At 41.6% G+C, this 4,163-nt stretch carries 1 protein-coding gene; it reads left to right on the top strand.

Going from position 1 to position 4,163, the window contains the following annotated elements; genetic code table 11:
* Nucleotides 1–874 precede the first annotated feature (874 nt).
* The gene (gene alaS / locus MUW73_RS01785) at nucleotides 875–3,505 is read left to right on the top strand and encodes an alanine--tRNA ligase (protein WP_243018109.1); all 2,631 of its coding nucleotides are present in this window, start codon (nucleotides 875–877) and stop codon (nucleotides 3,503–3,505) included.
* Nucleotides 3,506–4,163: the final 658 nt, after the last annotated feature.

Here is a 4,163-nt window from a genome sequence, read left to right on the forward strand (position 1 = left end):
AAGTAGCCAAAAAATCAAGCGCTGATGAAAAAAGTTACGGAAAGCTTCGTTTACAGCTGGAAAAACAGGAACCTCTCTGCAATCCATCCCGGCAACTGTTTTTCTTTTCATCTGTAAACTAAGCTTTCTGATCGTACTTTTTTCAAAGGGCGCGTTTTTTTACTAGCATAAGCCATAGTGGTGAACGGAAACGAAAAAAGTAAGAGAAAAATGCCTTATGGCTTAAATATACCTGATGGTATGCATCCTTAAGTCATGCCATTAGTCTGTTCACGACATAGGTAAGTAAAGGTTTTTAATACCACTTTTTTCTTGATAAAAAAGTGGACAAAAAATCAAGCCCTCTGTAAATAGTTGCGGAAATCACGTATTAGAGCTGGAAAAACAGAACTCACCCGCTGCGCGGGTTCAAACAGGCTGTTTTTCTAATCAGCTCTAATACGTGATTTCTGATCGCAACTATTTACACAGGGGCATTTTCCCTAGAACCGCTATAGCCTTAAAAGCATACTGGCGCTTTTGGTGTTGAAGCTGTGCTATACTCCTGGTTATGGTTATGTTTTGAAAAAACGCCCCTTGTAAAAATTTGTAATCAGCAAGCATAGCTCACCAGTTGAAAAGAAAAACAGTTGCAAGTGAAATTGAAGCGTGGATTCTGTTTTTACAGCTGTAAGCTGTGATGGTAGCCAATTTTTGCACAAGGCTTGATTTTTTGCTTACTTTTTTATCAAGAAAAAAGTAAGATAAAAAAGACTTATAATCAAATAAAAATAATTAAAAATTCCTTAAGTTGACGCCATTGCATGAACAGATACGATAAAAAAGCCTTAATTTGCGGTCTTCTGTTTCACCCAAAAACGCAATAACCAAAACTATGCAATCCAAATCAATAAGAGCAAAATTTCTTCAGTTTTTTATCCAAAAAAGGCACCAACACCAACCCGCCGTCCCTATTGTCAACAAAGAAGACCCTTCTTTACTCTTTGTCAATGCCGGTATGAACCCCTTCAAAGATATCATTTTAGGCCATCGACCCATTGCCGCTTCTCGTGTCGTTACGGTGCAACCCTGCTTGCGCGTATCTGGTAAACACAATGACCTAGAAGAAGTAGGGGTAGATACCTACCACCATACCCTCTTTGAAATGTTGGGTAATTGGTCCTTTGGCGATTATTTTAAAGAAGAAGCTATTGCTTGGGCATGGGAACTCCTAACCGAAGTCTATCACTTGCCCAAAGCGCGTATCTATGTTACCATTTTTGCTGGCGACCAACAAGATGGTCTCCCTAAAGACCAGGAAGCTGCTGCTATTTGGGCCCAATACCTGCCTGAATCCCATATTTTAGCCTTTGCTAAGGAAGATAACTTTTGGGAAATGGGTGAGCAAGGCCCTTGTGGTCCTTGTTCTGAAATCCATTTAGACATTCGTTCTGAGGCTGAGCGTAATACCCTATCAGCTGCTGCATTAGTTAACAAAGGCCACCCTCAGGTTATAGAGATTTGGAATCTAGTATTTATGCAATACAACCGAAAAGCTTCTGGTAAACTAGTTGATCTTCCGCATAAACACATCGATACCGGTATGGGGTTTGAGCGATTAGCGATGGTGTTACAAGGTAAAACATCTAACTATGATACCGATATCTTTACCCCACTGATCGCAAAAATAGAAGAACTGTCTGGTAAAGCCTACTACCAAAATGAAACCATTGCAGTTGCCATGCGGGTGATTGCAGACCATCTCCGTGCCGTAGCCTTTGCCATTTCCGATGGACAAGCCCCTGCACATGCCAAAGCAGGTTATGTCATACGCCGTATTTTACGCCGAGCTATTCGTTATGGCTACAGCCATTTAGGGTTACACCAGCCTTTTATCTACCAGTTGATTCCTATTTTAGTTGCACAAATGGAAGGCGTTTATTCCAATCTTACGACCCAACGAGACTATATCGCACGCCTTATTCAAGCCGAAGAGGTTGCCTTTTTAAAAACATTAGCTACTGGCTTACAGCTCTTTAACCAGTTAGATGCTAGCAAAATCAATCAAGGGGTCATAGCGGGTCGTGTAGCCTTTGAGCTCTATGATACCTATGGCTTTCCCTTAGACCTGACGCTACTCATGGCCAAAGAGAAAGGGTTGCAGATAGATGAAACGGGTTTCCAACAAGCCCTTCAAGAGCAAAAAAAACGTTCTCAAAAAGATGCTGCAGTCAGCCAAGGAGATTGGCAGATCCTTCAACCAACGCTTCAAACTCAATTTGTAGGCTATCATCAACTCGTGGTTACCACTTCTATTGTACAATGGCGTACCCTGACCACCAAACAAGGTACCGCCTATCAATTGGTCTTAGCCACTACTCCTTTTTATGCAGAAGGAGGGGGGCAAGTAGCTGATACGGGCGTTATCTTATCGGGCCAAGCCTCTATTCCGGTGGTAGATGTACAAAAAGAGCATGGCTTAATCCTCCATACGGTTCATCAACTACCTGCTCAACTAGAAGCCCCTGTAGAAGCGCGTGTAGATGCTACGCAACGTGTCTTAACGGCCAGTAACCATACCGCGACCCATCTCTTACAAGCTGCTTTAAAACAAGTCATTGGGGCTCATGTGGCTCAAAAAGGCTCTTTGGTGACACCCAATCTATTGCGCTTTGACTTTGCGCATCCTACTAAGCTGTCTACTCAGCAAATAGAGGCTGTAGAAGCTATTGTTAACCAAAAGATTAGAGAAAATATTCCTTGTATAGAGCAACTGGCTGTTCCACTAGCCACTGCCAAAGCCATGGGGGCGCAAGCACTATTTGGTGAAAAATATGGCGCTCAAGTGCGTGTAATCACCTTTGACCCAACCTATTCGGTAGAACTTTGTGGCGGTACCCATCTATCCTTTACTGGTCAGATTGGCTTGTTTAAGATTATGCATGAAACCGCTGTAGGGACAGGTGTGCGTAGAATAGAAGCCCTAACCGCTAGTAGTGCATACCATTTCGTTACCCAGCAATCCGCTACTTTAAATAAAGTAGCCCATTTACTCAAATATCCCAAAGATATCCTACAGGCAGTAACCCATCTGATGGATGAAAAAAAACAATTACAGAAACAATTAATGGCTTACCAGGCCAAAGCCATAGAACAAGTCATTCAACAACTCCAAGACCAATTGGAGCCAGTTGATGATGGTTATCTATTGATTCAACCGGTGCAACTGCCTCATCCACAAGCCTTACAACAAGTTGCACTGCACTATAAAAACCAATATAAAAAAATAGCCATCGTACTAGCTGCCATATTCCAGCAGCAAGTCCACTTGATTATAGCTGTATCAGATGGATGGGCTCAACACAACCATGCGCATCAGATGATGCAAGCCATAGCGCCTCTTATTGGTGGTAAAGGAGGTGGGCAGTCTTTTTTGGCAACTGCTAAAGGTAATAACCCTACAGGCATACCCATTGCATTAAAAGCAGCTAGGGAATGCTTTATAGTTGTAAGGGCTGCTTTTTAATCAAGTAAAATAAGTAAAGACTTTTAATACCACTTTTTTCTTGATAAAAAAGTGGACAAAAAATCAAGCCCTGTGTAAAAAGTTGCTGAAAGTGCCCATTACAACTGGAAAAATAGAATCCGCGCTTCAACCTCCATCTCAACTATTTTTCTATTTCAGTTGTAACGGGTACTTTCTGATCGCAACTATTTTACAACGGGCGTTTTTTTGGTGCGCTTCTGCGACAGTAGTAAATGGATATCTTTTTTCTTGATAAAACAGTAAGCAAAAAATCAAGCCCTGTGCAAAAATTGGTTGCCATCACAGCTTACAGCTGTAAAAACAGAATCCATACTTCAATTTCACTTACAACTGTTTTTCTTTTCAACTGGTGAGCTATGCTTGCTGATTACAAATTTTTAGAAGGGGCGTTTTTTCAAAACATAACCATAACCAGGAGTATAGCACAGTTCAACACCAAAAGCGCCAGTATGCTTTTAAGGCTATAGCGGTTCTAGGGAAAATGCTCCTTGTAAAATAGTTGCGATCAGAAATCACGTATTAGAGCTGATTAGAAAAACAGCCTGTTTGAACCCGCGCAGCGGGTGAGTTCTGTTTTTCCAGCTCTAATACATGATTTCCGAAACTATTTACAAAGGGCTTGATTTTTTGGCTACTT

The organism is Candidatus Cardinium sp. cByotN1, assembly GCF_022810525.1.
Lineage (GTDB): Bacteria > Bacteroidota > Bacteroidia > Cytophagales > Amoebophilaceae > Cardinium.